The 26,209-nt window shown below is 70.7% G+C and carries 31 protein-coding genes and 2 tRNA genes; 14 read left to right on the top strand and 19 right to left on the bottom strand.

Going from position 1 to position 26,209, the window contains the following annotated elements; translation table 11 throughout:
• Position 1: 1 nt before the first annotated feature.
• The gene (locus N865_RS11660; protein WP_034805877.1) at positions 2–427 is read right to left on the bottom strand and encodes an SRPBCC family protein; all 426 of its coding nucleotides are present in this window, start codon (positions 425–427) and stop codon (positions 2–4) included.
• A gap of 148 nt (positions 428–575) precedes the next feature.
• Between N865_RS11660 and N865_RS11655 the strand changes: the two genes are divergently transcribed.
• Entirely contained in the window at positions 576–1,307 is a 732-nt protein-coding gene (locus N865_RS11655; protein WP_034805875.1) for a hypothetical protein, read from the top strand.
• Between the two features lie 27 nt (positions 1,308–1,334).
• Here the strand turns inward: N865_RS11655 and N865_RS11650 are convergent, their stop codons facing one another.
• The 8 genes from N865_RS11650 to dcd all read right to left on the bottom strand — a co-directional run bounded on the left by N865_RS11650 (position 1,335) and on the right by dcd (position 7,377).
• Complete coding sequence (locus N865_RS11650; protein ID WP_034805872.1) at positions 1,335–2,105, bottom strand: alpha/beta fold hydrolase; 771 nt, start codon at positions 2,103–2,105, stop codon at positions 1,335–1,337.
• Positions 2,106–2,226: 121 nt separating this feature from the next.
• On the bottom strand, positions 2,227–2,394 hold the full coding sequence (gene rpmG / locus N865_RS11645; protein ID WP_034805869.1) for a 50S ribosomal protein L33: 168 nt from the start codon (positions 2,392–2,394) through the stop codon (positions 2,227–2,229).
• 145 nt (positions 2,395–2,539) lie between these two features.
• The gene (locus tag N865_RS11640) at positions 2,540–3,469 is read right to left on the bottom strand and encodes a glycine betaine ABC transporter substrate-binding protein (protein ID WP_034805865.1); all 930 of its coding nucleotides are present in this window, start codon (positions 3,467–3,469) and stop codon (positions 2,540–2,542) included.
• Entirely contained in the window at positions 3,466–4,260 is a 795-nt protein-coding gene (locus N865_RS11635) for an ABC transporter permease (protein ID WP_034805862.1), read from the bottom strand. Before N865_RS11635 ends, N865_RS11640 begins: the two co-directional genes overlap by 4 nt.
• On the bottom strand, positions 4,257–4,895 hold the full coding sequence (locus N865_RS11630) for an ABC transporter permease (protein ID WP_034805859.1): 639 nt from the start codon (positions 4,893–4,895) through the stop codon (positions 4,257–4,259). Before N865_RS11630 ends, N865_RS11635 begins: the two co-directional genes overlap by 4 nt.
• The gene (locus N865_RS11625) at positions 4,892–5,998 is read right to left on the bottom strand and encodes an ABC transporter ATP-binding protein (RefSeq protein ID WP_034805856.1); all 1,107 of its coding nucleotides are present in this window, start codon (positions 5,996–5,998) and stop codon (positions 4,892–4,894) included. Before N865_RS11625 ends, N865_RS11630 begins: the two co-directional genes overlap by 4 nt.
• 63 nt (positions 5,999–6,061) lie before the next feature.
• Positions 6,062–6,802, bottom strand: coding sequence for an alpha/beta hydrolase (locus tag N865_RS11620; RefSeq protein WP_245603735.1), 741 nt, complete (start codon positions 6,800–6,802; stop codon positions 6,062–6,064).
• On the bottom strand, positions 6,799–7,377 hold the full coding sequence (dcd, locus tag N865_RS11615) for a dCTP deaminase (RefSeq protein WP_034805854.1): 579 nt from the start codon (positions 7,375–7,377) through the stop codon (positions 6,799–6,801). The genes N865_RS11620 and dcd overlap by 4 nt, the downstream gene beginning before the upstream one ends.
• A gap of 237 nt (positions 7,378–7,614) precedes the next feature.
• Here dcd and N865_RS11610 point away from each other — a divergent pair, with 237 nt between their 5' ends.
• The gene (locus tag N865_RS11610; protein ID WP_034805851.1) at positions 7,615–7,809 is read left to right on the top strand and encodes a hypothetical protein; all 195 of its coding nucleotides are present in this window, start codon (positions 7,615–7,617) and stop codon (positions 7,807–7,809) included.
• A gap of 38 nt (positions 7,810–7,847) precedes the next feature.
• Here the strand turns inward: N865_RS11610 and N865_RS11605 are convergent, their stop codons facing one another.
• Positions 7,848–8,279, bottom strand: coding sequence for a hypothetical protein (locus N865_RS11605; protein WP_034805848.1), 432 nt, complete (start codon positions 8,277–8,279; stop codon positions 7,848–7,850).
• 121 nt (positions 8,280–8,400) lie between these two features.
• Here N865_RS11605 and N865_RS11600 point away from each other — a divergent pair.
• Positions 8,401–8,474 (top strand) — tRNA-Gly (locus N865_RS11600).
• A gap of 190 nt (positions 8,475–8,664) precedes the next feature.
• On the opposite strand, the gene N865_RS11595 is transcribed toward N865_RS11600, so the two are convergent.
• Complete coding sequence (locus tag N865_RS11595; RefSeq protein ID WP_084328162.1) at positions 8,665–9,390, bottom strand: FMN-dependent NADH-azoreductase; 726 nt, start codon at positions 9,388–9,390, stop codon at positions 8,665–8,667.
• Between the two features lie 342 nt (positions 9,391–9,732).
• Between N865_RS11595 and N865_RS11590 the strand changes: the two genes are divergently transcribed.
• Genes N865_RS11590 through N865_RS11580 form a run of 3 tightly spaced genes read left to right on the top strand, consistent with a single transcriptional unit; the run spans position 9,733 to position 11,187 of the window.
• Positions 9,733–10,050, top strand: a complete 318-nt coding sequence (locus N865_RS11590) for an ArsR/SmtB family transcription factor (protein WP_034805845.1) — start codon at positions 9,733–9,735, stop codon at positions 10,048–10,050.
• Positions 10,047–10,571 (top strand): SRPBCC domain-containing protein, encoded by a 525-nt coding sequence (locus N865_RS11585; RefSeq protein WP_034805842.1) that lies wholly within the window; start codon positions 10,047–10,049, stop codon positions 10,569–10,571. Before N865_RS11590 ends, N865_RS11585 begins: the two co-directional genes overlap by 4 nt.
• Before the next feature lie 37 nt (positions 10,572–10,608).
• Entirely contained in the window at positions 10,609–11,187 is a 579-nt protein-coding gene (locus tag N865_RS11580) for an SRPBCC family protein (protein WP_211244895.1), read from the top strand.
• Positions 11,188–11,420: 233 nt separating this feature from the next.
• Here the strand turns inward: N865_RS11580 and N865_RS11575 are convergent, their stop codons facing one another.
• The gene (locus tag N865_RS11575; protein WP_034805839.1) at positions 11,421–11,666 is read right to left on the bottom strand and encodes a DUF1272 domain-containing protein; all 246 of its coding nucleotides are present in this window, start codon (positions 11,664–11,666) and stop codon (positions 11,421–11,423) included.
• A gap of 73 nt (positions 11,667–11,739) precedes the next feature.
• Positions 11,740–12,180, bottom strand: a complete 441-nt coding sequence (locus tag N865_RS11570) for a VOC family protein (RefSeq protein ID WP_034805836.1) — start codon at positions 12,178–12,180, stop codon at positions 11,740–11,742.
• 279 nt (positions 12,181–12,459) lie between these two features.
• On the opposite strand from N865_RS11570, the gene N865_RS11565 reads away from it, so the two are divergent.
• Positions 12,460–13,011: a DUF1697 domain-containing protein gene (locus N865_RS11565; RefSeq protein WP_034805834.1), complete on the top strand. Its 552-nt coding sequence runs from the start codon at positions 12,460–12,462 to the stop codon at positions 13,009–13,011.
• Between the two features lie 39 nt (positions 13,012–13,050).
• Here the strand turns inward: N865_RS11565 and N865_RS11560 are convergent, their stop codons facing one another.
• The 3 genes from N865_RS11560 to N865_RS21780 form a co-directional block, all read right to left on the bottom strand.
• Positions 13,051–13,344 (bottom strand): hypothetical protein, encoded by a 294-nt coding sequence (locus N865_RS11560; RefSeq protein WP_034805832.1) that lies wholly within the window; start codon positions 13,342–13,344, stop codon positions 13,051–13,053.
• A complete protein-coding gene (locus tag N865_RS11555; RefSeq protein ID WP_169735738.1) occupies positions 13,341–14,315 on the bottom strand; it encodes an alpha/beta fold hydrolase in 975 nt (324 codons plus the stop codon). The genes N865_RS11560 and N865_RS11555 overlap by 4 nt, the downstream gene beginning before the upstream one ends.
• A gap of 161 nt (positions 14,316–14,476) precedes the next feature.
• Positions 14,477–15,514, bottom strand: coding sequence for a M15 family metallopeptidase (locus tag N865_RS21780; RefSeq protein ID WP_169735737.1), 1,038 nt, complete (start codon positions 15,512–15,514; stop codon positions 14,477–14,479).
• 74 nt (positions 15,515–15,588) lie between these two features.
• Between N865_RS21780 and N865_RS11545 the strand changes: the two genes are divergently transcribed.
• The 7 genes from N865_RS11545 to N865_RS11510 all read left to right on the top strand — a co-directional run bounded on the left by N865_RS11545 (position 15,589) and on the right by N865_RS11510 (position 23,490).
• On the top strand, positions 15,589–17,199 hold the full coding sequence (locus N865_RS11545) for a CapA family protein (protein WP_034805830.1): 1,611 nt from the start codon (positions 15,589–15,591) through the stop codon (positions 17,197–17,199).
• A gap of 410 nt (positions 17,200–17,609) precedes the next feature.
• The gene (locus N865_RS11540) at positions 17,610–18,554 is read left to right on the top strand and encodes a hypothetical protein (protein WP_157557666.1); all 945 of its coding nucleotides are present in this window, start codon (positions 17,610–17,612) and stop codon (positions 18,552–18,554) included.
• Positions 18,555–18,967: 413 nt separating this feature from the next.
• A complete protein-coding gene (locus N865_RS11535) occupies positions 18,968–19,330 on the top strand; it encodes a group I truncated hemoglobin (protein ID WP_034805823.1) in 363 nt (120 codons plus the stop codon).
• 4 nt (positions 19,331–19,334) lie between these two features.
• The gene (locus N865_RS11530; RefSeq protein ID WP_051510486.1) at positions 19,335–20,501 is read left to right on the top strand and encodes a globin domain-containing protein; all 1,167 of its coding nucleotides are present in this window, start codon (positions 19,335–19,337) and stop codon (positions 20,499–20,501) included.
• Between the two features lie 10 nt (positions 20,502–20,511).
• Complete coding sequence (locus N865_RS11525) at positions 20,512–21,150, top strand: HlyD family secretion protein (protein ID WP_034805820.1); 639 nt, start codon at positions 20,512–20,514, stop codon at positions 21,148–21,150.
• A gap of 92 nt (positions 21,151–21,242) precedes the next feature.
• Positions 21,243–21,316, top strand: a tRNA-Gly gene (locus N865_RS11520).
• A 311-nt stretch (positions 21,317–21,627) separates the two neighbouring features.
• Positions 21,628–23,490 carry an acyl-CoA dehydrogenase gene (locus tag N865_RS11510; protein WP_034805814.1) on the top strand — a complete coding sequence of 621 codons (1,863 nt, stop codon included), beginning with the start codon at positions 21,628–21,630 and terminating at the stop codon, positions 23,488–23,490.
• Positions 23,491–23,628: 138 nt separating this feature from the next.
• On the opposite strand, the gene N865_RS11505 is transcribed toward N865_RS11510, so the two are convergent.
• From N865_RS11505 to N865_RS11495, 3 genes are all read right to left on the bottom strand, one after another.
• Complete coding sequence (locus N865_RS11505) at positions 23,629–25,050, bottom strand: acyltransferase family protein (protein WP_034805811.1); 1,422 nt, start codon at positions 25,048–25,050, stop codon at positions 23,629–23,631.
• A 134-nt stretch (positions 25,051–25,184) separates the two neighbouring features.
• Positions 25,185–25,490 carry a DUF6458 family protein gene (locus tag N865_RS11500; protein WP_034805808.1) on the bottom strand — a complete coding sequence of 102 codons (306 nt, stop codon included), beginning with the start codon at positions 25,488–25,490 and terminating at the stop codon, positions 25,185–25,187.
• A gap of 125 nt (positions 25,491–25,615) precedes the next feature.
• A complete protein-coding gene (locus tag N865_RS11495) occupies positions 25,616–26,209 on the bottom strand; it encodes an HdeD family acid-resistance protein (RefSeq protein WP_034805805.1) in 594 nt (197 codons plus the stop codon).

The following is a 26,209-nucleotide window of genomic DNA, read 5'->3' as shown; positions in this document are numbered from 1 at the left end:
GTCAGGCCGTCGCGGCGGTCTCCTCGGCCTGGAGGAGGGCGGCGAGGCGCAGCAGGCTGAGCTCCCAGCCCTGACGGATGCCGACACGGTCGTCGTCGGCGGCGAAGCCCTCGTGCGTCAGGGTGACGAGGGTCCCGGTCCCGGCGGGCTCGAAGCGGACGTCGACCGCCGTCTCGTCACCGCCGTCGAACGACCACGTGTGGGCGAGGCGGCGCCCGGGCTCGACCGCGGAATAGCGCCCGGTGAGACGGTAGGGACCCATGTCGACGCGGTGCTCGCCCCCGGGGCGGACGTCGAGCGAGGCCGACGTCGGGGCGGTCGGGTTGGGGCAGTACCAGCGCTCGACCTCGTCGGAGCGGGTCCACGCGTCCCAGACGCGATCGGGCGAAGCGGCATACGTGCGCTCGATGACCAGCTGCTCAGGCATGGGGACCCCCTCGTGACGGCGCTGTTGCGCCCACCTTTCCATGCGCGAGCCGGTGGGACCTGTCGAAACCTCTGGTCAATGTGGCGAAGTGGGCGCATGCTGGACGAAGGCCGTGCGTGTCCGAGACCCGAGACCTGAGGAGTCAGCCATGCTGCGACGAGCCACCTACGTGCCCGACGGTGTCCCCATCCTTTCCCGGGGTCGTCACCGCAACCCCCGCAAGGGCGCCTGCTTCATGGAGATGGCCTCCTACCTGGCGGGCGAGAAGTGGAGCGACCATCCCACCTGCACCCACCCCGTGCTCGCCTCGATGGCGCGCTGCATCAACGACTCCCTCGACGAGGGGACCCGCCAGCAGCTAGCGCCGATGATCCCCGAGGTCGTGGGGCTCAACCCCACCGACGACCGTGTGCCGGTCTCGCTCGTGATCCTCGCCGCCCGGGCCGCCCTCCCGGTCGCCGCCGCCGAACGCCAGAACATCATGGCGCTCGCGATCCTCAGCGCCGAGCGGGTGCTCGCGGTCCAGGCCGGCCGGACGGTCGACTCCGTCAGCGCCGCGTCCCGGCTCGCCCTTTCGTCGGCGCCGGTCGCCGAGGCCTGGGCTCGACGGTTCATGGACCGTGCCGGCGGGCGGCTCACCCCGCTCCGCCCCGCCGCCGCCTCGACGCTCGTCGCGCTCGCCATCGACGGCATCGCCCGGGCGTGCGTCCTCGACAACGAGGAGCGCCTCGTCCAGCTGCTGCGTGACGGGATCGACACGACACGCCTGCTCGCAGAGTCGTCCGCTGCCGCGGACGAGACGGCAACCCCCGCTACGGCCCCGGCGGTCCCCCGCGCGCTCCTGACCTCCACGGACCGCGCCCGTATGCCGCTGGGCTAGGTCCCGGCGTCACGGGGCCTTCGCGTCTCAGTCAGGCTCGGGAAGGCCCCTGAGGAACGCGTCGACGGTCGTGGCCAGGTTGACCGGGGTCTCGAACATCGGCCAGTGCCCGGCATTGGGGATGACCTCGAGCCGCGCGTTGGGGAAGAGCGGGAGCCACGTCTCCTTCACGGTCTCCGCGCCGAGCGCCGGGTCGTGCTCGCCGACCGCGACGAGGACGGGCAGCTGCTGGCCTCGGACGTCGTCGGCGAAGTCGGGGTTGGCCCAGGCCTCGAGCGCGCCGGCGTAGGCCGCGACCGTCGAGTGCGCGAGCGACCAGTCGGCGATCGTGCTGAGGAACCGCGGTGTGTCGCGGTGGCCGGTCAGCAGGTCGATGATGCCGATGCGGTTGTCGCGGTGCTCCGGCGCGCCCCAGAACAGGGCGCGGCCCTCGTCGTCGAACGGCGTCGGCATCGAGCCGACCGGGGTGATCGCGACGATCGCCTCGACCCGGTCGGGCGCGAGCGCGAGGACCTTCTGCGCCGCCGACCCACCCATGGAGTGCCCGACGATGGTGAAGCGGTCGACGCCGAGCTCGTCTGCGAGGGCGAGCAGGTCGCGAGCGGTCTCGCCGAGGGACTGGTCGCCCTCCTCACCCATCCGCGCGCCGTAGCCCCGCACGTCGGTGAACACCCACCGGAACGCATCGGGGTCGAGGTAGTCGACGAAGGGGCCCCAGCCGTCGGACGAGCCGAACCAGCCGTGGGTGAGGAAGATGGTCCGCGGGCCGGACCCGACGATGTGGTGCTCGATCGACATGTCGCTCCTTCGCGATCTCGATGGCTCGAGGGCTAGCTCCGAGCCTAGACGCACGGATGCCGCTGAGCGGGGCTCAGCGGCATCCGTCGCGAGTGGCGACCTCGGGTCCGGGACCGGCGCGTCAGCGGGTCTCGCGGAAGTCGGTGTGGACGCGGGCGACCGGGTCGAACTTGCGCAGGACGAGACGGTCCGGGTGCGTGCGACGGTTCTTGCGGGTCACGTACGTGTAGCCCGTGCCGGCCGTCGAGCGCAGGGTGACGATGGGGCGCAGGTCGGTGTGCTTGGCCATGGGTCTCCTTCGGGATGAGGCGGGCGATCCGCCGAAGGTGAGAACCGTTTTCACGTGGCGGGCATTCCCGGCCCGACCGGACTCGGACGCGCCGCAGGCCCTCGCCTGTCGAGGGCGGGGGCCTGCGGCGGACGGTCAGGTCAGGTCAGAGCAGACCGGCCGAGGTGAGCCAGGCCTTGGCAACGACGTTGGCGTCCTTCTTGTCGACGACGACCTGCTTGACCATGTCGGCGAGCGCCGGGGTGTCGAGCTTGGCCGAGACGGCGTTGAGGGCGGCCTTGACGCTGTCGGCCTTCTCCTGGCGGACGAGCGGCACGACGTTGTCGGAGCCGAAGAGGCTCTTCGGGTCCTCGAGGACGACGAACCCGTTGGCGGCGATCGACGGGTCGGTGCTGAAGATGTTGGCGGCCTTGACCTGGCCGTTCTTCAGCGCGTCGACGGTCGCCTGGCTCTGGAGCGGCCGGAACTCGGCGGGCGTGATGTTGTAGACGGACTTGAGGCCGACGAGGCCCTGCTGACGCGTCTTGAACTCGGGCGGCGCGGCGATGGTCAGCTCGGACTGGTGAGCCGCGAGGTCGGGGATCGCCTTGAGCGACCAGGCCGTCGCGGTCTCCTTCGTCACGGCCAGAGAGTTCTTGTCCTCGGCGGCCGACTTGTCGAGGACGGTGAGCCCCTGCGGGACGGCCTTCTGCAGGGCCGCGTAGACCTCGTCGGGCTTGCTGACGCTCGCCGACTTGTCGAGGTAGTTGAGCAGCGATCCGGTGTACTCGGCGATGACGTCGATCTCGCCGCCGGTGATGGCCTTGAGGTAGGTCTCGCGGCTGCCGATGTTGAACTGCCGCTTGACGGTGATCCCCTTCGCCTCCAGAGCCTGGGCGTAGACCTCACCGAGGAGTGCAGCCTCGGGGAAGTCGGCCGAGCCCACGGTCACGGACGTCGACGACGCACCGCCCGTCGACGACTCGGAGGCGGCGCTGGTGGCCGGGGTGAGCGGGTTGGTGCTGCTCCCACAGGCCGCCAGCGGGACGACGGCCGCGAGCAGCAGGCCGACGCCGAGGATGCGCGTGCGTGTCATGTTCGGTCCCTTTCCGAAGAGGTACCGGCGAGGGCGGTCGCCCCGGCCGGTCCAACACTGAGAGTCGAGTCGGCCGTGGCGCGACTCGTGGCGCGTGTCCGAGCAACACGGCTGGCACGCCCGCTGATTCCCGGCGACACGGCATACCTCTCGAGGAGTGCGAGGACACCGTCGGCGACGAGGGCGAGCAGGGCGACGAGGACCGAGCCGGCGACCATCTGCGTGTAGTCGCGCGAGGCGAGCCCGTCGATGAGGTAGCGACCGAGGCCGCCGAGGCTGACGGACGCGGCGACCGTCGCCGTGGCGATGACCTGGAGCGTCGCGCTGCGCAGGCCCGAGAGGAAGAGCGGCAGGGCACAGGGCAGCTCGACCTGCCACAGCACCTGGCTACCGGTCATGCCCATGCCGCTCGCCGCGTCGCGGGCCTCGGGGTCGACGCTCTCGATGCCGGCATAGGTGCCCGAGAGGAGCGGTGGCACGGCCAGCAGGACGAGGACGGCGATGCTCGGGATGACGAATGCGAGGTCGCTCTTGATGAGCGGGCCGACGAGCATCGACACCGCGAAGAGCAGGCCGAGGGTGGGGACGGCACGGGCTGCGTTGGCACCCGTGACGAGCCAGCGCATGCGACCGGTGTGGCCGACCCACGCGCCGATCGGCACGGCGATCACGAGTGCGATGAGCAGGGTGACGGCGGTGTAGCGCAGGTGCTCGGCGACCCGGGTCGGGACGCCGTCGGGACCCGTCCAGTTGGCGGGGTCGCGGAACCAGTCGAGCAGGGCGCCGTTCATGCCCTCACCCGCGTCCAGGGCGTGAGCAGCCAGGCGATCCCGAGGATGACGAGGTCGAAGACGAGGGCTAGCAGGACGCACGCGACGATCCCGACCCACACCTCGGTGGGGAAGGTCCGCGCGTAGCCGTCGGTGAGGAAGTAGCCGAGCTGGGAGATCCCGATGAGCGAGGCGACGCTGACGATGCTGACGTTGCTCACCGCCGCGACCCGCAGGCCGGCGGCGACGACCGGGATCGCGAGAGGCAGGTCGACACTGCGGACGCGGGCCACCGGGCCGAAGCCCATGGCGACCGCCGCCTGCCGCGTCGCCGGGTCGACGGCCGAGAGCCCGTCGGCGACGGTCCGAGTCAGCAGGGCGACCGTGTAGACGGTCATCGCGATGATGACGTTGACCGGGTCGAGGATCTTGGTGCCGAGGATCGAGGGCAGCAGGATGAAGAGCGCGAGCGAGGGGATCGTGTAGAGCAGCCCGGTCGTCGTCAGGAGCGTGCCGTGGATCCAGGCCTTGCGGTTGGCGAGCCACCCGAGCGGGAGCGCGATGAGGAGCCCGAGCACGAGCGGCAGGCCGGCGAGCCACGCGTGCTGCACAGCGCGCGTGAGGATCTCGTCGAGGTGGTCGAGCGCCCAGGTCACGTCGAGGCCGCCTGCCTGGCCTCGATGACGGGGACGACCTCGGAGGCCCGGATCGTGCCGACGAAGCGGCCCTCGGTGTCGGCCACGACGCCGCGCCCGCTCGGCGAGCTGAGCGCAGCGTCGAGCAGCGCTCGGAGCGAGCCGTCGGTCGAGGCGACCGTGCCTCCGCGGTGGAGCAGGTCGCGCGTGACCGACTCGGTGACGGCGGCGGCGCGCACCCAGCCGAGGGGCTCGCCGGACTCGCCGACGCAGATGACCCACGTGGCCCCAGTCGCGCGCACCTGCTCGGCGCTGGCACCGAGCGGCACGGTCGGCTCGGGCTCGAGACGCAGCTCGGGAGCCGCGGCGAAGGACAGGGCGCGGTAACCGCGGTCGCGACCGACGAACCCGGCGACGAAGTCGTCGACCGGGTCGGACAGCAGCGTGGCCGGGGTGGCGAGCTGCGCGAGGACGCCGCCGATGCGCAGGACCGCCACCTGGTCGCCGAGCTTGACCGCCTCGTCGATGTCGTGGGTGACGAAGAGGATCGTCTTGCTCAGCTCGGACTGGAGGCGGAGGAACTCGTTCTGGAGCTGCTCGCGCACGACCGGGTCGACGGCCGAGAAGGGCTCGTCCATGAGCATGACGGGCGGGTCGGCGGCGAGCGCCCTCGCGACGCCGACGCGCTGCTGCTGGCCGCCGGAGAGCTGGGCCGGGTAGCGCCGGGCCAGGTCGGGGTCGAGGCCGACCCGCTCGATCAGCTCCATCGCGCGGGCCCGGGCGGAGCGCTTGTCGACGCCGAGAAGGCGCGGAACGGTCGTGACGTTGTCGAGGACGGTCCGGTGAGGGAAGAGGCCCGCGTGCTGGATGACGTAGCCCATCCCCCGGCGCAGCTCGGCGACGTCCATCGAGGCGGTGTCGCGCCCGTCGATGGAGATCGTGCCCGACGACGGCGAGATCATCCGGTTGACCATCCGCAGCGTCGTCGTCTTGCCGCAGCCGGACGGCCCGACGAGGACGGTGATCTTGCCGGTCGGCGCCTCGAGGCTGAGGTGGTCGACCGCCACCGAGGTCGTGCCAGAGCCCGTGTCGTATTGCTTGGTCACGCCGTCGAAGCGGATCATGCAGTCAAACGTACCCGTCGGCGCCGACGGACCCCCGTCTCCGCACGTGCGCCCAGGGCACGATCAGATGTCGATGATGGGGCGCCGCTCACGGACGACGCGGGCGACCGCGGCCCCGATCGGTCCGGACCGGGGCTCCCCCGAGCCGCCGAGCTCGGTCGCGAAGGCCGAGGCGACCACGTCGCTGACCAGGGCCTGCCAGAGCAGGCCGCGCACGAGCATCGCGTGGTCGGAGCGGGCCACGCGGACGAGGGATGCCGTGTGGCCGCCGGCGTGGAGCGCCTCGACCGTGCGACGGCTCGCCCACAGCGGACAGATGACGTCGCGGTCGCCGTGGATGATGACGGTGCGCTGGCCGTTCTCGGGGCGCGGGTCGCCCTCCTCGATCCACGGCGCGAGGCCGAGCACGAGGCGCACGCCCGGTTCGTCGGCGGCATACATCGCGGCGCGGCCGCCCATCGAGTGTCCGACGAGGGCAATGGGGGCGTCGGGGTAGCGGGCGCGGAGCTGGGCGAGCGCCCAGCGGGTGTCGACGACCGGCGACTGCTCGTCGCCGTTCCACCCGCGGTAGCGGAACCGGAGCCGCGCGACGGCGATCGGGCCCGGCACACGCTTGAGGGCCAGCCCGAACGGGACGAGCCGAGCCACGTTGTGCGACCACGGGTGGTTCGGCTCGCGACCCTCGATCGCACCCCCGTGGAGGACCAGCACGACGACCCCGGCGCGCGCGGGCTGCGCGTCCCAGGTGAGGGAGGCGAGCGGCATACGGCCGATCGGCGACGGCTCGAGGTCGGGCGCGCTCACACCGGGGTGCGGTGGAAGTTCTGGAAGGAACGGCTCGCCGTGGGCCCCCGCTGCCCTTGGTAGTGGGAGCCGTATGCCGCTGAGCCGTAAGGGTTCTCGCTCGGCGAGCTGAGGCGGAAGAAGCAGAGCTGGCCGATCTTCATGCCCGGGTAGAGCATGATCGGCAGCGTCGCGACGTTGGACAGCTCGAGCGTCACGTGACCCGAGAAGCCGGGGTCGACGAAGCCGGCCGTCGCGTGCGTCAGAAGGCCGAGCCGACCGAGCGAGCTCTTGCCCTCGACGCGCGCGGCGAGGTCGTCGGGGAGGCTGACCGCCTCGAGCGTCGAGCCGAGCACGAACTCCCCCGGGTGCAGGACGAAACCGTCCTCGTCGGCGCCGACCTCGACGAGGCGCGTCAGGTCGGGCTGCTCGGCGGCCGGGTCGATGTAGGGGTACTTGTGGTTGTCGAACAGCCGGAAGTACTTGTCGAGGCGGACGTCGACGCTCGACGGCTGGACCATGGCCGGGTCCCACGGGTCGAGCAGGACGCGCTCGGCCGCGATCTCGGCACGGATGTCCTTGTCTGAGAGGAGCACGGGTCGAGGCTACCGCGCGGGCCTTTGCGGAGCGCTCGGGTTGCCTGTGGGTGAGCCCGTATGCCGCTGTGCGCGCTTCCCGGGGCCGGGCCGCTGCCGTCGTGGCCGGACGTCCGAGACCCCTGTCGACGCATCGTCACGGTCGGAGACAGAGGTATCTCGCGATGTGTCCCGGGCCTCTGAGAGAACACAGTCGATGCCGCCGGAACCGTCCGGCCAACACCAGGGGAGGCTGCCGTGAACCCGTCCAACAGTCCCGAGATGATGCTCCGGCTGGCCGGCCTTCGGAGCTCGGACGACATCGCCCGGTCGGCCCGCCGGCGCCGGGTGCTCGACCGGGAGGAGGCCGAGCCCGAGGCCGCGGCTCGGGTCGACCAGCCGCCCTCGGCGTGGCGGGGGCGGCCCGTCCTGCGGGTCGTCCGGCACAGCTGACGACCCGGGCCGCCGGGTCTCAGGCGTCGTCCCTGCCGTCAGTCCCACCAGACGCCGACGTAGTGGTAACCCTCCGGGATCGCCGGGGCGTCGACGAGCCAGTCGACGCTCGCCGAGGGGCCGCCGCTCGGGTCCGTGTCGACCTCGATCGTCAGGGCGTCGACCTCCTCCGGCGTGAGGGTCGTGATGACCGCGACACCGCTCGCGAACGGCCACTCGTCGTCGGGGAAGGTCTGGAACTCGAGGACGTCGAGCTCGACCCGGACGTCGTGGACCTCCGGACGGTCGCGCAGCGCGAAGAGCACTCGCCGGACCGTGTCGAGGTCGATGTCCTGGGACCGGTTGGGGGCGATGCACCACTCGCAGTCGTTGCCGTCGAAGTAGTGCTCGAGGGTGACGGCCACCTGCGCGGTGGCCCCGCCCCGGCTGCGGACGTGCTCCACGAAGGCGAGCTGTTTGGCGGTGTCCATCGGCGACTGACCCCTCGTCTCCCGGCGCCAGGAGTCGGCGCGTGACATCGGCTCGGCGTCGGCTACACTGACGCCTCGTGCCGCCTCACATCACCTCTCGGGGTGACGTCCCGGCGGCCACGCGAGCGTAGCTCAATGGTAGAGCGCCAGCTTCCCAAGCTGGATACGCGGGTTCGATTCCCGTCGCTCGCTCCACTGCTCCGCCGCAGGTCAGCGGCACTTTCTGGGTCGCGACCCGCGGCGGAGCTCGTCGATTCCGGGGACGTGACGCCCCATCTGTGGCCCCCGCCGGTCGGCCGTCCGTCACCACTCCTGACCGAGTACACGTGGGCGACAAACCGGGAAGGGTTACCGCGGAAGGTTCGACCACGGCTCACCCAGGAGGCTACGGCGCCGGAGTCGCTTCCTCCTCTTCTGCGACGAGAGGCTGAGGCTTGAGCCCGAGCGGGTTGACCCGAAGCCGGTCGGCCGTGACGACGGCCCAGTCCGGTCGGCTCGCCAGCCGAACTGCCTGGTCGACGGCCACTGCCACGGCTTCCTCGCGGAGCTCGGGCGTGATGTCCATGGGCTGAGCCGTGATGAACTCGACGTCCGTAATGCCGATGAACCCGAAGATGGCGCGCAAGTAGGGCTCCTGGAAATCGAAGGCGTTCATCGGCGATCCAGGCGAGTAGTCACCGCCACGCGAGGAGGCAACAATCATCTTCTTGCCATGCACCATGGGCACCGCCTGGCCAAGCTCGTTGTAGCGGAAGACGTAGCCGGGCTGGACGATGCAGTCGATGTAGTACTTCAAGGCATAAGGGATGCTGAAGTTCCACATCGGGGTGGCCAACAGGTATGCGTCCGCAGACAGGAAGTGCTCGATGGCGCGCTCGATCTGCGCCCAGGACTCGGCGTGGTCCTTGCTGATGGGTCGTCCGACCATGAGCGTGTACTTCGCCTCGATGTTGTCCCCCGCGATGGCCGGGAGGTCGTGGTTGTAGAGATCCACCACGTCGACGCGGACGTGGTCGTGATGCTCTCTCAGGCTGGATACGAAGGCGCCGGCGATTCGTTCGGTGTTCGACTTCTCGCCGCGCGGGGAGGCGTTGATGTGCAGCAGTTTCACGATGGTCGCTCCATCTGTCGGTGCCCTCGCTCTCGAGTCGGCGAGGCGGCACCCCAACCCGCAGGGCAGGCCCGGAAAGCGCTGATCGTTCAAGCGTATTGGGCGCCGAGCCAGCGCGCGCCGGTTGCCTGAAAGGTCGCGTTGGCCCCGTCCCCCGACTGATCGACCGGATTGCGTGGACTCGCCTCGCCAGCAGAGGGCCCGTGGTCCCGCGCGAACCGCACGTACGCGCTCGCATCCCTACTCAGTGCCGCGGTGTCACAGGCTGCGTTCGCGCAGGATCGAGTCGAAGACCCAGTATGTACCTTGACGGTTACGTAACCGGATTGGTACGTTGATCGGGTGGAAGCAGCACTGCGGGCACTGGCGGACGAGAGCCGCCGCACTGTTCTGGAGGCCTTGGCCGACGGCGAAGCGACCGCGGGCGAGCTGGCGGCCCTGCTGCCGATCGCCCGCCCGGGCGTGTCCCGCCACTTGCGGGTACTGCGAGAGGCGGGACTGGTCGAGGTCCGCCAGGAGGCGCAGCGACGCATCTACAGCCTTCGCCCGCAGCCACTTGCCGAGGTCGACGAGTGGCTGGGTCGCTACCGCGCCCTGTGGGAGCAGCGGCTCGACGCCCTGCACACCGAGATCGCCAGAGGAAAGAGGGAGCGGAGATGAGAATCACCGGAACGATGCGGGCGCTCGACGAGACCCGCGGAGCGGTGCGCGTCGAGGACGTGTACGACACCGACATCGATGACCTGTGGCAGGCGTGCACCACGCCCGAGCGGCTCGCCCGCTGGATCGCCGAGGTCTCAGGCGACCTGCGCGAGGGTGGCATGATCCACGCCGTCTTCACCAGCACCTGGAGCGGGCCGGCCAGGATCGACGCCTGCGACGCCCCACATCACCTGCTGATCACCACTGAGCCCGGCACCGACGACGAGTCGCAGATGGAGGCCTGGCTCACCGCGGACGGCGCTCGCACCAGGCTCGTCGTCGAGGAGCGCGGCCTTCCCGTCGGCTCGCTCCACTTCTACGGAGCCGGCTGGCAGGTCCACCTCGAAGACCTCGGACGATCGCTTGCCGACGACGGTGACCCACACCCCGAAGGATGGTCGGAGGAGAAGCCGGCCTCGGCCTGGCACGCGCGCTGGACCGAGCTGACACCGGCATACGAAGCCACGAGCGTCGGCTGACGTCAAGACGTCCACGACCACCGATAGGGAGGACGAGATGACCAAGGGCACACGAGAGCAGCGGACGAAGGGCAGCGCGGGTCGCGCCACCCGCATCCTGGGCACGTTGCGATCGGCCGACGGAGCGGGAGTCGTGCGCATCGAGGACCGCTACGACACCGACATCGACGACCTGTGGTCCGCCTTCACCGATCCGGGCCGTCTGGCGCGCTGGTACGGCGAGGTCGAGGGCGACCTCCGCCGTGGCGGACCGTTCACTCTGCACCTCGAAAGCGCCGACGTGCACGCGCTGGGGCGGGTGGAGGTGTGCGAGCCCCCGCGGCGGCTCAAGGTGGTGACCAGGGAGACCAACGAGTCCTGGCGGCGAGGTGAGGGTCCGCCCCCCTTCGACCAGGACATCGAGGCGACCCTGAGGGCCGACGGAGGCCAGACGGTCCTCGTCATCGAGGCCCGTGGGATGCCCTTGGACAGGATTGCCTCCTACGGGGCCGGGTGGCAGATCCACGCCGAGAACCTCGCCGCCCACCTCGCCGGGCGCGAGCCGGAAGGCGACGCCGGGGCGCGGTGGGGCGAGCTCGTCCCCCACTACCGAGAGCTGGCCGCACCGATCGACTGACCTCCCCACCGACGAGAGCCGCGAGGTTCGGTGGCGCAGACCCACGGGGCGCCACGCAGACCCTGACGGCGAGCGCGTGACTATGGCGCGCCGTCCCCGTCCTGCCCGATGTCGTGCGTCTGGCTCAGGACCGACGCCAGCAGGGTGTATGCCGCGAAGATCACCCCCGCCGCAAGGGCCGTCACGTAGAGCGCCTGGTCAACACTGCGCCGGACGCCGAGGACTGATGAGGATCAGGCTCGCCGGTGCAAGCCCGCCTGCACGACCCGCCGCGTCGAGGCCGGGTGCGCGTCGAGCTGGGCAGCAGGTCGAATGGGCCGGCGCTGGAGGTCGCCGCCGCAGTTCGGGCACGTCCCACCCAGGCAGACCTCGACGCACCGCGCGCACCACGTGCACTCGAAGGTGCAGATCATCGCCTCGGTCGAGTCGGGCGGCAGGTCGGTGTCGCAGCATTCGCAGCTCGGGCGCAGCTCCAGCATGCCGCCAGTCTCCCAGCGATCGTCGGGGGAAGGTCGAGGACCGACGGGCGCCGCGCCCACGGAGACGGATTGCTCATCCGATGCGCTCGGCCAGCGCGACGATGATCCCCTCCGGCCCCCGGACATAAGCCATCCGCCACGAGCCCTCGTACTCGCCGATACCGCCGACCAGCCCGAACCCCTCGGCAGCCGCCAGGTCGACCGCCGCCTGCACGTCATCGACCTCGAAGGCCACGCTGCGCAGTCCCAGCTCGTTGGCCATGGCGGTCGGGGAGCCCGGCACCGGGTCGGGTCGCACGAAGCTCGACAGCTCGACGCACGTGCCGCCGCCGGGGGGCCTCAGCATGACGATCTCGGTGCGGGAACCGGGCATGCCGATGACCGTGTCGATGAAGTCGCCCTCGACGAACGTCCTCCCGTCCACGTCGAGGCCGAGCGCCACGAAGAACGCCGTCACGGCGTCGAGGTCCGCGACGGTGATGCCGACATGGTCGAAGTGTCGTATGTGGGACATGGGTCCTCCAGTCGTCGGATCGGCTCCCGCGCCACGCTACGCGGCCCGAGAGGGTCCGACCCGGCGGCCGGCCCTACCGTGTCGTGAGGGCTCGGACTGGCGCCTGCCATCCCGGCGGGGGCGACGTATGCCGGGACCACCGTTCTGGGGCACAGGCTGGCTCAGCGTGTGGATCCCGCGGCCCTGACCACCTGCGCCACCACGGCGGGGTCAGCGGCGACGACCGACCGGCGCCGGCCTGACGCGCAGCCGCGGCTCCGAGCGTCCTAAGGTGCAGGGGTGACGACGAACGCCTACGCAGCGCTTCTTCGCGGCATCAACGTTGGCGGCCACAAGAAGGTGCCGATGGCCACCCTGCGCGCGTTGCTGACGGAGCTCGGCCACGGTGACGTGCGCACCTACCTCCAGAGCGGCAACGCGGTCTTCACCAGCGACCTGGCCGACGAGTCGGTCCTCGAGGAACAGCTGCGGCGGGCCATCGCCGCGCACTTCGGCTTCGATGTCGACGTCCTCGTGCGCGACCACGCGTATCTCAGGGCCATCGCCGAGGACTGCCCGTTCCCCGCTGCCTCGCTGGAGGCCAAGCAGCTGCACGTCACGTACTTCTCTGAGCCGGTCGCCGCGTCTCGTTTCGACGCCCTGGATGCGGCGAGCTTCCTCCCGGAGGAGTTCCGGCTCGGCGACCGCGCGCTCTACCTCTACGCGCCGGGCGGTTTGGGTCGGTCCAAGCTGGCCGAGGTCCTCGCGCGGTCCGGGCCGCCCAAGGGCGTCATCGCCACGAGCCGCAACTGGAACACGGTCGTCAAGCTGGTGGAGCTGACCCAGCCCTAGCCAGACGCCGCGACGACGTCCCACCCGGAGGCGGTCACGTCAGGGCAGCTCCCACAACCGCTGGGCGACCTGACAGCCTTCGAGTTCCGACATCCGTCGGCTGATCGGTCTGCCGTCCTCGCCCGCGGGCACGTCGAGACGTGGCGTGCGGCCGGCCAGCAGGTCGGCCGCGTAGGCCTCACGGAGCCGGAGGAGCGTCTCCCAGTCCTCGAGCCAGTAGAGCGCGGGGTCGTCGCCGGCGAGTCGCTCGTGACCGAGCCTCTCCATGGCCGTGATCAGGCCCCGAACGGTCAGGGCCGCGTCCCGGCATACCTTTGACAACGCGTCGGTCACGGTATGCCGCTGGGCTCGCCAGCTGACCCGCCCCCTCCCGACTCGGCGCCGACCAGCTCCACGAGAATCTCCTGCAGGTGGCTGGCGACGAGCAGGTGCCCTTCGCCCGGGCACTCATGGAGCACGGACTTCGGGATGCGCTTGGCCATTCTGCGCGCCTGACTGATGGGCACGTCCTGGTCGGCGTCGCCGTGCCACACGTAGACGGGGACGGTGACGTCCTCGAGCCTGAATCCCCAGTCCCGCGCCCACAGTGCATAGTCCTGCGCCATAGCGGCTCCGGTCGTGCGAGCCGATGCGCGAAGGTCGCTGAGCAGGGCTGCGCGCACCTCGGGGCGGCGCATGACTGCCGCGTCGGCCGCTCCGAGCGACCGCTCCATCATGCCGATCATGCGCTCCGGCCAGCGTCGGTCCAGGGTCGCCAGAACCGACAGCCCCGGACGGGCTAGCGGACCCCAGCGGCGGGACAGTCGAACCAGGAGCGCGTCGAGCGGCACCATCCCCGCCTCGGTGCCTGCCTCGGCGAGCGGTGCGACCCCGCTGACGATCGCCGCGGCCCGGACACGCTCCGGCAGGAAGCGCGCACACGCAGCGGCGTGCGGTCCCCCGCCCGAGGTCCCCAGCACGGCGAACGTCGACAGACCCACGTGGTCAGCGAGCCGCCGCACGTCCTCGACCCACCCGAAGTGGGTCGGGCGGCGCTGGTAGCCGCTCAGCCCGTAGCCCGGTCGGTCCGGGACGACGAGTCGCACCCCCGCCGCGGATGCCGCCCCGTCGGCGAAGGCGAGCTGGAGCCTCGATCCGGGCGTGCCGTGGAACGCGACCACCGCGGCGCCGGCGGGGTCGCCGAGGTCCAGCCAGGCCAGGTTCCGACCGTCGGGGAGCACCATGACCCGGGTGTCGGGCGCCGATTCAAGAGGTCCTGCTGCCTCCCCGACCGAGCCGGACGACGTGAAAGACGGTGCGGACATGATGCGACCTCCCTCGACCAGGTTCCTCATGCCAGCGTCCGGCGTCGGGGGAAGCCCCGGAAGTGCCGGAGGTCCCGCCTCGTGCCGTGACCCCCGGGTCGCCGCCCGCTGGCGGGGGCGTACGCGACGACGACGATCGGCCATCGCGGCTCGACGCAGGGTCACTCCACCTGACGTCGGGACCGGCGGCGCCGGGCGGCGACCGCGAGCGCCGCCCCAGCTCCGAGGAGCACCGCCGCAGCAGCGACCAGGGCCGGCGCGCCGAGGCCTGACCCGGAGGCCGCCGGCTTCGCGGGGTCGACAGCGGGGCCGGCTGCTGTCGCAGCCACCGATGGGTCGCTCGGGGTCCCCGAAAGGGGCGTCGTCGGGGACGGGGACGCGCTCGGGGACGCCGACGTCGACGCGCTCGCGGACGGCATACTCGTCGCGGGCGCGATCAGCGTCCCGTTGCGGTCGAGCATCGTGTCGTTGTTCCAGAGGTACTCCCGGATCGTCAGGCCGGAGGCGTGGACCTTCGCCGCCATCTCCCGCCCGAGGTACCGGTAGTGCCACGGCTCGTAGCGGAAGCAGGACCGGTCGTTCCAGCGCGAGCCGCCCGCCCCGCGGGGATAGCTGTTGACCCAGCCGTACTTCCAGGCGTTCTCGCGCATCCATGACCCCGCGGGCGTCTTCCCCCAGTCGCCCGGCAGGGGGTTGCCGCCGCCGGCACTCATGAAGTCGACGCCGAGGCCCAGCTGGTGCTCGGAGTGCCCGGGACGTTGCGAGTAGGTGATCGCGCTGTCGAAGCCGTTCTGGGTCACGTAGCCGTTGAAGAGCTGGGTCTGCTGCTCGTAGTTGCGGTAGCCGCTCCAGACACCGATCGGCGCCCCCGCCGCCCGGGCGGCCTTGGCCATCGCGCGGGTGTCCGCGGCAGCAACACCCCGGATGGAGCCGCCGCCCGCGATGCCCATCTCGCTGACTCGCATGAGGTCCGGAGGGACGTAGGTCGCCTCGACCCGGAGCAACCGGTCGACGAGCGTCGTGCTCCAGTCGTCGTATCCGCGCGGGACCGTGTAGACGTCGCCGAGCGCGCACGACGGCAGCGGCCCCATCGCCTCAGCGGGAGGCGCAGCCGATGTCGAGCCGACGAGCCCGGACACGAGGAGCGCGAAAGCGCAGCCCAGGGCGCGCAGCGGGGGCCCGAGTCTCGGGCGGCTCATCCGTCGGCGACTCGGACGACACAGCGGGACATGGTTCGGCGTCTCCATGGTCACGTCCCGCCTAGGCTAGCGGCGTGACGTCGCCGGCACGGTTCAAGAGCACGCTCGTCCTTCTCGTGGTGCTCCTCGCCGGATGCTCCACGGGCGACCCCGGACCCGCCACCTCCGCCAGCGCGACGACCTCGACGTCGGGAGCGTCGTCCGCAACGGCCTCCCCCTCGACCACCACGACGTCGGCCCCCACCACGTTCCCCCTCGCCGTCGTCACCGGCCTGACGAACCTCAAGGCGGCCGTCACGGTCAAGGAGCTCGGCACCCTCGCGGCCCAGGGCCGGCTCGTGATGCCCTGCGGCGTGCAGGTCACCCGACCGACGCTGGCCGCTGCCCCCACGTGCGTCGCCGCCGACCAGGTCGCGGCCACCCTGAAGAGCAGTCCCAAGCGCATTGCGCTCCTGCCACCGGGCCTGGTCGAGCCGGCGACCAAGGTGCTCTCGATCGCCGGCCCGGGCCCGTTCGGGATGTTCGGGGCCGACCTCTTCGGCGACGCGCAGGCCCGCGCCCTGGACTACCCCGTCGTCGCAACCACGCGCCTGGGTGAGCCCGCCCTCGACCCGGCGTGGACGGCATACGACGCCTCGCAGGTCTGGACGATGACGAACATCGGGAGCCTGTGCGCGGACCGTGGCGCCGCCACCCAGGCGGTGGCCCGCGGCAAGGGCTGGGACTGGGTCTTCAACGGCGGCACTGCACGGTATGCCGCACCGGCCGTCGTCGACCCGCCCTACACGCGTCCGTACCGCACGGTGCAGCCCATCGACACCGGTCACGACGGCGCGACCCCGCAGGTCCTCAAGCGCTCCGACGTCGCGATCGCCGACCACGAGTGCCCCGTCATCCCGAACGCGTTGTACAAGCCGCAGCTCGGCACGACGACGGTGTTCAGCGTCCCCGAGGCGGTCCTGCCCCGGTGGCGGGACACGCTCGGTCTCGACATGGTCTACCTCGCGGCCAACCACATGAGCGACAAGGGGGTCAAGGGCATCCGCTCGACCCTCCAGCTCATGGACGCGTACAAGGTCCCGCGCACCGGCCTCGGCATGAACCTCGACGAGGCCCTTGAGCCGGGCTATGTCGACGTGGCGGGGCTCAAGGTCGGGTTCGTGGCCTTCAACGACGTCGCCGGGGTCGTGGCCGCCGACGCGACGACGCCCGGAGTCCCGTGGATCACGCAGAAGAACATCGAGGAGGGCGTGCGCCGGGCCAGGCAGGGCGGCGCCGACCTCGTCATCTGCAACCCGCAGTGGTGGGGTGGCGCCGAGTACCACGACGACCTCTGGCCGGTGCAGGAGAAGCAGCTCGGCTGGTTCGAGAAGGCCGGCTGCGACCACGTCATCGGCTCCGGGACCCATGTCGCCGGCCCGCTCCTGCTCCGCCCCCACGGCAAGGACGCGAGCGTCACGCTCGTCAGCCCCGGCAACTACATGTTCGGGCAGGACTGGTGGCAGGAGGTGCAGGAGGGGGTGATCCTCGACCTGACCTTCCGCGGCAAGACGCTCGTCAACGTCCGCCTGCGCCCGACCGTCATGATCAAGCAGGCCCGCCCCGCCCTTCTCGACCCGGAGGGCGACGGCCGCTACGTCCTTCAGCGCGTCTACACGTACTCGGACGTCGACTACACCCCCTGAGCCTGCGCCGCCCGACACCACACGTCGCGAAGGCGCGCACGTCGCCCACGGCATACAGCCACCGCGGGGACCTTCGGCACTTCCCGCCCCGGGCGGGCTGTCGCAGCGTGGACAGCATGAAGGACGGACTCGCCCGCACCAGCGAGCCGTATGCCGCTCGTCCCCTCGCCGTGCCCCCGACCGGTCCGTGCTCCTAGGCGGTCCGGATGTCGACGTCAGCCCTGCGCCCGCTCCCCCCATCCGAGCCTGAGGGGCGCAGCGCGCAGTTCGAGGCCGACCTGGCCCAACTGCGCGAGGCGATGATCACGTGGCCGTCCACCTATCTGGTTTCTCGACTGGCAGGGTTCATCCTCCGGCGACCGCGCTCCAGGATGATGGGGCCCACGGGGCGGGTGGCATTCGGAGCCGTCGTGACCGTGCTGCGGTTTCTCGTCCCCGTCGTCGCCACGACCGTGACGGCGTCGTGGGCCGGGGCGCCGGTCTGGACCTGGCTCGGGATCGCCGTGTTTCTGGGCTCCCTCGAGGCCTACTGGATGCGTCTGGGCAGTGAGCCCTGGATGGGGCGGACGGTTGCCCTGCCTGCGGTGATCGACCGCGACGCCGACCTCAGTTCGCTCCTCGAGTTCAGCCGTCGGTGGTGGCGACCGCGGTTCTACGCGCCCGCCGCCGTGGCGATCGCCCTCATCGTTCTCCTGGCCGGCGCCCTCGTCGCGCCGGGGGAGTTCCGCGCCCTGCACCCCGGCAGCCTCGCCATGCTCGCCCTCATCCTCTTCGAGTTCGGCGAGTCACGTTCGATGCGGTTCCTCTACTTCACGCTCTTCGCCCGAGAGTCCCGGTACCCTCACCGGCTGTCCTGGCTCAGCCCCGCGCAGTCGCCGCCTGTCGAGACGATGCTCGGCATCTGGCGGCAGACCGCCTTCGTGAACGGGGTCGGGCTCGCGCTGGACTTCGTCCTGGTCATCATCCTGCTGAGTCCCGACTCCCTCACGGCGCTCCTTGCACCCATGGCCGGGTTCGCGCTCGTCGCCGTGGTCTTCGACACCGCCTCCCTGCTGAGCGTGCGCAACAGTGTCCAGCGGGTGGTGCGCCACACGACGGACGCAACCCTCGAGCGGCTGCGCGAGCGCATCGAACGGCTGGAGCCCCAGGCCCGGCAGCTGACACCGGCCGAGGCTGCACAGCTGCAGGCGCTGCTCGCGACGTATGCCGCGGTCCGAGACGCCCCAACCGGGCCGAGCGGCGCACAGACCTTGGGGCACGCGTTGACCGCCTTGGCAATCCCGGCGCTCACCTTCCTCCTCGCCGTCATGGCGGAGGTGTATGCCGAACGGCTCCTCAACCAGCTCCTGCCCTAGGAGTCACCGGACGGGCCAGGGCGGCCCGACCGAAACGCCACGATGACCGGTGACGGAGCTTGGCGGCATACGTGCTGAAAAGCCTCGCCACGGCCTGCCGTCGCGGCCAGCGACAGTCTCGCGTCGTGAGACGATCCGGGCGCACATCCGATTCACAGGGGCCGGTCTCGGCCTCTCAGGGCCCCTGCGCGCCCGAGGCGCAGCCGCGAACTTCATGTGAATATGCCCGACATGCGCGCCCGCGCAACGCGGACATACGGCGCGCGCCCGCACGGCGCACCCGGAGTGGCCCTCTTTTGGCAGGCCACTTCACGCTGCGTTTCGTCGAGGCCTGTGGTTGAGTGTCGGCCATCCCCTGTCCCACGTGAACACGTGACGCGATCACCCCCCAACACATCAGCGGAGGCAACGACATGGCGAGTGACTACGAGCGGATCGGCGGAGGACCCGCCGTGAGCGCGGTCGTCGACGAGTTCTACCAGCGACTCACAGCCGACGACCAGGTCAGCCACTACTTCCAGGACGTGTCGCTCCCGACGCTCAAGCGGCACCAGGTCCTCATGATCACGACCATCCTCGGCGGCCCCAACCAGTACGACGGACGCCCGCTGGACGAGGCACACCGGCCGCTCGGCATCACCGAGCCGGACTACCAGCGCGTCGGGTCGCACCTCATGTCCACCCTGCAGGACGCCGGCGTGCCCGACGACATCCAGGGGCGCGTCGGTGAGGCCCTCGGCCAGGTGCGCGGCTCGATCGTGACCAGCCCGTCCTGACAGCATGGACACCGATCGACTCAAGTCGACCTGGGGTGAGGTAACCCTTCACGGCGACGACGTCGCGCTGTACTTCTACTCCCACCTGTTCGTGACCCATCCGGAGCTGCGGGACATGTTCCCCCTCACGATGGACGCGCAGCGCGACCGCCTCGTGGGCGCGCTGGGTCGCGTGGTGAGCAACGTCGACCAGCTGGGCGAGGTCGTGCCCTACGTCGAGCAGCTCGGGCGCGACCACCGCCGGTTCGCTGTCATCGCGGAGCACTACGACGCCGTCGGGGCCTCGTTGCTCTGGACGCTCCAGCACTTCCTCGGCGACCGGTGGACCGCCGACGTCGCCCGCGACTGGGCCGACGCCTACGGAGTGGTCGCCGCGACGATGGTCGGCGCAGCCGAGGAGGCCGAGGACCACCAACCGGCGTGGTGGGACGCCGAGATCATCGAGGCGACCCGGGTCAGCAGGGAGATCGCGATCGTGCGCCTCCAGCCCGACAGCCCGATCCCCTACGAGTCCGGGCAGTCGATGGCCGTCACCATCCCCCAGGCCCCAAGGGTCTGGCGCTACTTCACGCCGGCGAACGCGCCGAGGGAGGACGGCGGGATCGAGTTCCACGTGGCGCTCGTTCCGGGCGGCCTCGTAAGCAGGCCCTTCGTGTCCTCCGTACGCGCGGGTGACCGGATCCGTCTCGGCGCCCCCGTGGGCACGGCGCTCACGATCGACCCGGCCGGCGACTCGGACCTGCTCATGGTCGCCGGCGGCACGGGGATCGCCCCCTTCCTGGCCCTGGCCGAGGAGATCGAGCGGGCCTGGCGGAACGGTCAGACGAACCGGCACGTTCACCTCGTGCACGGTGCGCGCTACTCGTGGAGCCTGTATGCGGGTGCACGCCTCCGGCATTTCGCGCAGTACCCGTGGTTCACGGCCACGGAGGTCGTCTCCGACGACCCGACCTTTCCCGGCCCCCGTGGCCTGGTCGGGGATGTCGCGGCCGCCGTGACCATGCCAGGTCGCTACGAGGCGCTCGTCTGCGGGTCGCCCATGATGGTGTCGCACACGACGGCGGCGCTCACTGGGAGCCCCAGGCCTCCCGAGTCCATTTCGTTCGAGGAGTTCAGCATCACCTCGGAACCGCCCGTTGAGGCGACGGCCAACAGCTGGCCCACACGATAGGAGGGTTGCCGTGAACGGAGAGAACAACAACGTCACGCCGTCCCACGACGAGCAGCGGTACCAAGAGGTCAGCCTGCGGGCGGTCGAGCTGCTCGCCAAGGCACAGCGGGCCGCCGACGAGGCCGTTGCAGAGGCGCAGTCATACGCACGGGACCTGGAGAAGTCCGCGCGGGAGCAGTACAAGCAGATCCTCCAGCGGGCCCAGACGGCTGCCCAGCAGGTGGCCAGCGCCGAGGCGGTCCGGGCGGAGCAGGCAGCGCCCGGAGGCACGAGCGCGGTCGACGCCCAGCAGCTCGCCTACGTCCGCACCTACGCCCGGGTGGCCCACACCCAGCTCAAGTCGGTGCTCGCCGCCCTCAACGAGGAGCTCGACCAGCTCGCGGCGATGGCCGAGGCCTCGGGCCCTGCCCCATCCGTGCCCGGACTGCCGCCCACCCTCCCCGAGGCGCCGAGCGCGACGTCCCCGGGTCTCGCGACCCACGGGATCGAGACGTCACCGGCACTCGATCCGTGGCGACCGACCGAGGAGCCGGGGTCAGCACCTCAGGGCTCGTCCCCGAGCGCCGCGTCGTGGCCGCCCATCGCCACCTCGCCGACCTCGATCTCGTACTTCCATCGTGGTTCAGGCTGGGAGGGGCCCCGGTCCTGAGGGCCGTCCCGAGGGCCTTCCCCAGCGCCTCCGTTGCTGCAGTACGTCCCGATTTCCCACCCGAACGAGGATGGGATACGGTTTCCCAGTTCGCGGGTGTAGTTCAGTAGCAGAACATCCTCCTTCCAGGAGGAAGACGTGAGTGCGATTCTTGCCGCCCGCTCCACCAGAAGGGCCCGATCTTCGTGACCGGGCCCTTCGTCGTGCCCCCTCCAGTCGTCGGCTTCGCGCCCGCCGACCCGCCGACCACCCGACGGTCGTATGCCGCGGAGCCGGCTCGGCGGCATACGCCGGCGTGGGCGACCCCGCCCGGCGCCTACGGCACTGCCCAGCAATCGTGGGCAGTGCCGTAGCCCAACCGTGACCCCTCCATCTGTTGCGGCGATTACCCGTGAGTAGCATCATGGATGTGACTCGCCAGTAACTTTGGCGCGCCCACCAGCAGCGATCAGCGAAGAGAGCGGAGTGGAGGACCCGATGGGCCACTACAAGAGCAACGTGCGTGACCTCGAGTTCAACCTCTTCGAGGTGTTCGGCCGCCAGGACGTCCTGGGCCGCGGCATCTACGAGGACGTCGACGTCGACGCGGCCAAGGACATCCTCCACGAGGTCTCCCGCCTGGCCGAGAACGAGCTGGCCGACAGCCTGCTCGACTCCGACCGCAACCCGCCCGTCTACGACGCGGCCACCCAGTCGGTCACGATGCCCGACTCGTTCCGCAGGTCCTTCCGGGCCTACGTCGACGGCGACTGGGGCAACCTCGACGTCCCCGCCGCCCTCGGCGGCATGGTCATCCCGCCGTCGGTGCGCTGGTCCGTCGCCGAGATGGTCTGCGGCGCCAACCCGGCCATCCACATGTTCACGGCGAGCTACTCCTTCGCCAACCTCCTCTGGCACCTCGGCACCGACGACCAGAAGAAGCTCGCCAAGCACATCGTCGACCAGGCCTGGCACACGACGATGGTCCTCACCGAGCCCGATGCAGGTTCCGACGTCGGCGCCGGCCGCACGAAGGCCGTCCAGCAGCCCGACGGCACGTGGCACATCACCGGCGTCAAGCGCTTCATCACCTCGGCCGAGTCCGACCTCGTCGACAACGTCGTCCACTTCGTCCTCGCGCGCCCCGAGGGGGCCGGCCCGGGGACGAAGGGCCTGTCCCTCTTCATCGTCCCGAAGTACCACGTCGACCTCGAGACCGGTGAGCTCGGCGCCCGCAACGGCGCCTACGTCACCAACGTCGAGCACAAGATGGGCCTCAAGGTCAGCACGACCTGCGAGGTCACCTTCGGCGAGAAGGAGCCGGCCGTCGGCACGCTCCTCGGCGACGTCCACAACGGCATCGCGCAGATGTTCAAGATCATCGAGAACGCCCGCATGTTCGTCGGCACCAAGGCCATCGCGACGCTCTCGACGGGCTACCTCAACGCCCTCGACTACGCGAAGCAGCGCGTCCAGGGCGCCGACCTGACCCAGATGACCGACAAGGGTGCGCCCCGCGTCACGATCACGCACCACCCCGACGTGCGCCGGTCGCTCATGCTCCAGAAGGCCTACGCCGAGGGCCTGCGCGCCCTCGTGGTCTACACCGCGACCCAGCAGGACACCGTCGCCGTCGCCCAGGGCGGTGACCCGACGACCGGCATCGAGAAGGACTCGGACGCCGACATGGCCAACCGGGTCAGCGACCTGCTCCTGCCCCTCGTCAAGGGCCTCGGCTCCGAGCGCGCCTGGGTGCTCCTCGGCACCGAGTCGCTCCAGACCTTCGGCGGGTCGGGCTTCCTGCAGGACTACCCGATCGAGCAGTACGTCCGCGACGCCAAGATCGACACCCTCTACGAGGGCACCACGGCGATCCAGGGCCTCGACTTCTTCTTCCGCAAGATCGTGCGGGACAAGGGCCAGGCCCTGCAGCACGTCGCCGGCCAGATCGCGGAGTTCGCCAAGGACCTCGGCGGCTCGCTCGACACCGAGCGCGAGCTGCTCGGCAAGGGCCTCGAGGACATCCAGGGGATCCTCGGCCACATGATCGGCGACCTGATGAAGTCCGACCCGCGCGCCGGTGGCGACGTGACCAACCTCTACAAGGTCGGCCAGAACACGACGCGCCTGCTCCTCGCCGCCGGTGACCTCGTCGTCGGCTGGCTCCTGCTGCGGCAGGCCGAGGTCGCCCAGAAGGCCCTCGACGCGGGCGCGAGCGGCAAGGACGGCGACTTCTACCGTGGCAAGGTCGCGGCGGCCTCGTTCTACGCACGTAACGTCCTGCCGAAGCTCGCCGCCGAGCGCGCGATCGCCGAGGCGACCGACAACAGCCTCATGGACGTCCCGGAGTCGGCGTTCTGACGCACTGGATGCTGGTTCCCGCAGAGTGACGCTGCGGCGCCCGGTCCCCGAGTGGGTCCGGGCGCCGCCGTCGTATGCCGCAGACCCGCGGTCCCGTCGTGGCGCGGACCACCACCGCGGCCCTGATCAACCTGCCGATCAACTCGCATCCGGCGTTGTGGGAGCAGCACCAGACGCCAGATGATCCGCAGGCTGATGGGGCCCGGTGAGTCGAAGCAGGCAGAGTCCGACCGCCAGCACCGCAAAACCGATGATCGGTGTCACGTCACCGACCAGGAAGAAGACCGGACGGTTGCCGAGGATGTCGACGCCGACGATCGACACCATGAGGATCCCGAAGAACAGGACGAATGCCGAGACCGCGGCCAGCGGGTCGACCCACGCACGCCTCTCGTCGATCCGCGCGGGGATCGGCCGCCCACCGCGGTCGAAGCGCACGAAGACCGCGACGAAACCCGCCGTGACGACACCGAGCACCGTGAAGAGGAGCGGGCGGGTCAACCACCAGAGCCCGGAGGCCACCGGGGGCTGGGTGATGCCGAGGGCCCGGACGGCGAGCAGCACGAGCATGAGCGCGGTGAGGTGCCAGAGGAAGGCCGTCATCGCATACGGGGAGGCGACGACCACCACCTTCCACGGCCGCGGCCGGGCGAGCACCCGTGCCATGACCGGGCGGAGAACCACGGCCAGCCCCGCGATCCCGACGCCCTGGGCGAGCAGCGCCACCGTCGGCGGTGCCATGTTCGACACGGCCTCGCCCGGGAGCCCCACCATCGACGTCGGGTAGGGCCCCCACGTGATCGCTGCCCCCATCGCCGCGAAGCCGCCGACGAGCATGGCCCAGCCGACGCGGGTCGTGAGCAGGCCGTCGCGCCAGACGAACCCGAGCTGGTGGAGGGCGAGCCAGACAAAGGCGAAGTTGAGGTTGCCGACGAGCTCGGCCCCCGTGAAGCGGAGCACGTCGACGAGGCAGGCGGACCCCACGAGTACCGCGACGACGAGGAGCCCGTGCCGCTGGTGAAGCCGACGCATGAGCGGCGCGAAGGCGCACACCCCGAGGTACATGCCGATGAACCACAGCAGCTGCGGCACCATGACGAGGGCATCCCGGGCCAGCTCCCCCGCGTCGCCGGGCCGGCTCGTCAGGCCGGTGAGGTCGGCCACGACCCCCACGACCACCCAGACCGCGAGGAACGCGAGGGTGGGGCGCAGCAGGCGACTGGCGCGCGAACGGAAGAACGCGGCATACCGTCCGTGGCGGGTGCCGGGGCGACGGTCGAGGGACTCGAGCGTGTGGGCGTGCGCGACCCCGCCGACAAGGAAGAAGAGCGGCATGACCTGGAGGAACCAGGTGAGCGGCTGGAGGGACGGCACGAGCGTCAGCGCGTTGGTGATCTCACCGGCGGGCGTGAGCACGACCATGAGCCAGTGGCCGACGATCACGACGAGGAGCGAGCCGACCCGGATCGCGTCCGCCCAGCGGTCGCGGTCCGGAGGCGTGGCCGCATCGAGCTCGGCCGCGGTGCGCGGCCGAGGGGCCGGTGCGCGGGTGTCGGTCACCCTCTCATCGAAACACGCACGGCGGCCCGAGAACGTGAGTTCACGTACTCAGGCCGCCGGTCAGTCGTTTCGATGGGGACCCTCAGAGAGTCCCTTCAGGGGTCCCTCTCGATTCCCGTCAGGTTTCCGCTCGCTCAGTACACGTCGTCAGTTCGCTCGACGCGCTCGACCCGCCGCTCAGCGACGACCTCGCCGTCGTCGACCGGGTCGACGCGACGCTCGACGACGTCGGGTGCACCACGCCGCTCGGTCACCGTGGTGTGCTGGGTCCGCGATCGCTGGGCGTTCTGGATCATGCCGAGGATCAGGGCGAGAGCACCACCGGCCATGAGGATGATGCCGACCGTGTTGAGGTTGGTGTTCAGCATGCTCGAGTCGAGGTTGGTGAAGTAGAAGATCGCACCGACCACGAGGAGCAGGATCCCTAGTCCGATACCCATGCCGTCTCCTTGCTCGCGACGCGCACCGTTGCACGCCTGGTAGACGGCCCTTACCCGTTCGAGCGATGACCCAAGCCCCGCCGTCACGAGCCCTCGCGCATCCGGGCCGCCTCACGCGAGGCCGGTCACGCCACGGCGGCCCTCGCCTTGGTCGCCCGCGAGACGTCTCGCAGGGCCATGATCCCGGCGACGAGCGCGATGATGCCGACGATGACGAGGATCCAGCCGCCGAGCACGAGCAGCGTCGAGACGGACTCGACCGGCCAGACGAGCAGGACGATCGACCCGAGGATGGCGGCGGCCCCGAAGAAGAAGAGCCAGCCGCGTCCCTCACGGGCGCGGGTGCCGCCGATGACCAGGGCGATGCCTTCGACCATCCAGCCGACCGCGGTGAGCAGCAGGATCGCCCCGATGGAGAGGACCGGGTGGCGCAGGCAGGCGATGCCGGCGAGGAGCATGAGGACTCCGAGGAGCACGTAGGCCGCGCGGACCCAGCCCTCGAGGTCGCTGCCGAACAGCCCGGACACGAGGCGGACGATGCCGACGATCGTCAGCTGGAGCCCGAAGAGGACGGCGATGACGGTCAGGGTGGCGCTCGGCCACACCAGCACGATGATGCCGATGACCAGCCAGAGGGCTCCGGCGAGCACGCCGAGGGTGGCCATCGTCCGGGCGGACAGGACGACTGCATCCTCCGCCGTCGATGTGGGTGAACTCAT

This window comes from Intrasporangium oryzae NRRL B-24470, assembly GCF_000576595.1.
Lineage (GTDB): Bacteria > Actinomycetota > Actinomycetes > Actinomycetales > Dermatophilaceae > Intrasporangium_C > Intrasporangium_C oryzae.
This window is presented reverse-complemented; position numbering and strand designations above follow the sequence as displayed.

Coding starts and splice junctions, on each gene's coding strand:
- N865_RS11535 (WP_034805823.1), top strand. CDS start 18,968: ATGGCGAGTGACTACGAGCGGATCGGCGGAGGACCCGCCGTGAGCGCG.
- N865_RS11660 (WP_034805877.1), bottom strand. CDS start 427: ATGCCTGAGCAGCTGGTCATCGAGCGCACGTATGCCGCTTCGCCCGAT.
- N865_RS11530 (WP_051510486.1), top strand. CDS start 19,335: ATGGACACCGATCGACTCAAGTCGACCTGGGGTGAGGTAACCCTTCAC.
- N865_RS11585 (WP_034805842.1), top strand. CDS start 10,047: ATGAGAATCACCGGAACGATGCGGGCGCTCGACGAGACCCGCGGAGCG.
- N865_RS11635 (WP_034805862.1), bottom strand. CDS start 4,260: ATGAACGGCGCCCTGCTCGACTGGTTCCGCGACCCCGCCAACTGGACG.
- N865_RS11580 (WP_211244895.1), top strand. CDS start 10,609: ATGACCAAGGGCACACGAGAGCAGCGGACGAAGGGCAGCGCGGGTCGC.
- N865_RS11555 (WP_169735738.1), bottom strand. CDS start 14,315: ATGTCCGCACCGTCTTTCACGTCGTCCGGCTCGGTCGGGGAGGCAGCA.
- N865_RS11625 (WP_034805856.1), bottom strand. CDS start 5,998: ATGATCCGCTTCGACGGCGTGACCAAGCAATACGACACGGGCTCTGGC.
- N865_RS21780 (WP_169735737.1), bottom strand. CDS start 15,514: ATGAGCCGCCCGAGACTCGGGCCCCCGCTGCGCGCCCTGGGCTGCGCT.
- rpmG (WP_034805869.1), bottom strand. CDS start 2,394: ATGGCCAAGCACACCGACCTGCGCCCCATCGTCACCCTGCGCTCGACG.
- N865_RS11495 (WP_034805805.1), bottom strand. CDS start 26,209: ATGAGTTCACCCACATCGACGGCGGAGGATGCAGTCGTCCTGTCCGCC.
- N865_RS11575 (WP_034805839.1), bottom strand. CDS start 11,666: ATGCTGGAGCTGCGCCCGAGCTGCGAATGCTGCGACACCGACCTGCCG.
- N865_RS11500 (WP_034805808.1), bottom strand. CDS start 25,490: ATGGGTATCGGACTAGGGATCCTGCTCCTCGTGGTCGGTGCGATCTTC.
- N865_RS11510 (WP_034805814.1), top strand. CDS start 21,628: ATGGGCCACTACAAGAGCAACGTGCGTGACCTCGAGTTCAACCTCTTC.
- N865_RS11650 (WP_034805872.1), bottom strand. CDS start 2,105: ATGTCGATCGAGCACCACATCGTCGGGTCCGGCCCGCGGACCATCTTC.
- N865_RS11570 (WP_034805836.1), bottom strand. CDS start 12,180: ATGTCCCACATACGACACTTCGACCATGTCGGCATCACCGTCGCGGAC.
- N865_RS11655 (WP_034805875.1), top strand. CDS start 576: ATGCTGCGACGAGCCACCTACGTGCCCGACGGTGTCCCCATCCTTTCC.
- N865_RS11640 (WP_034805865.1), bottom strand. CDS start 3,469: ATGACACGCACGCGCATCCTCGGCGTCGGCCTGCTGCTCGCGGCCGTC.
- N865_RS11605 (WP_034805848.1), bottom strand. CDS start 8,279: ATGGACACCGCCAAACAGCTCGCCTTCGTGGAGCACGTCCGCAGCCGG.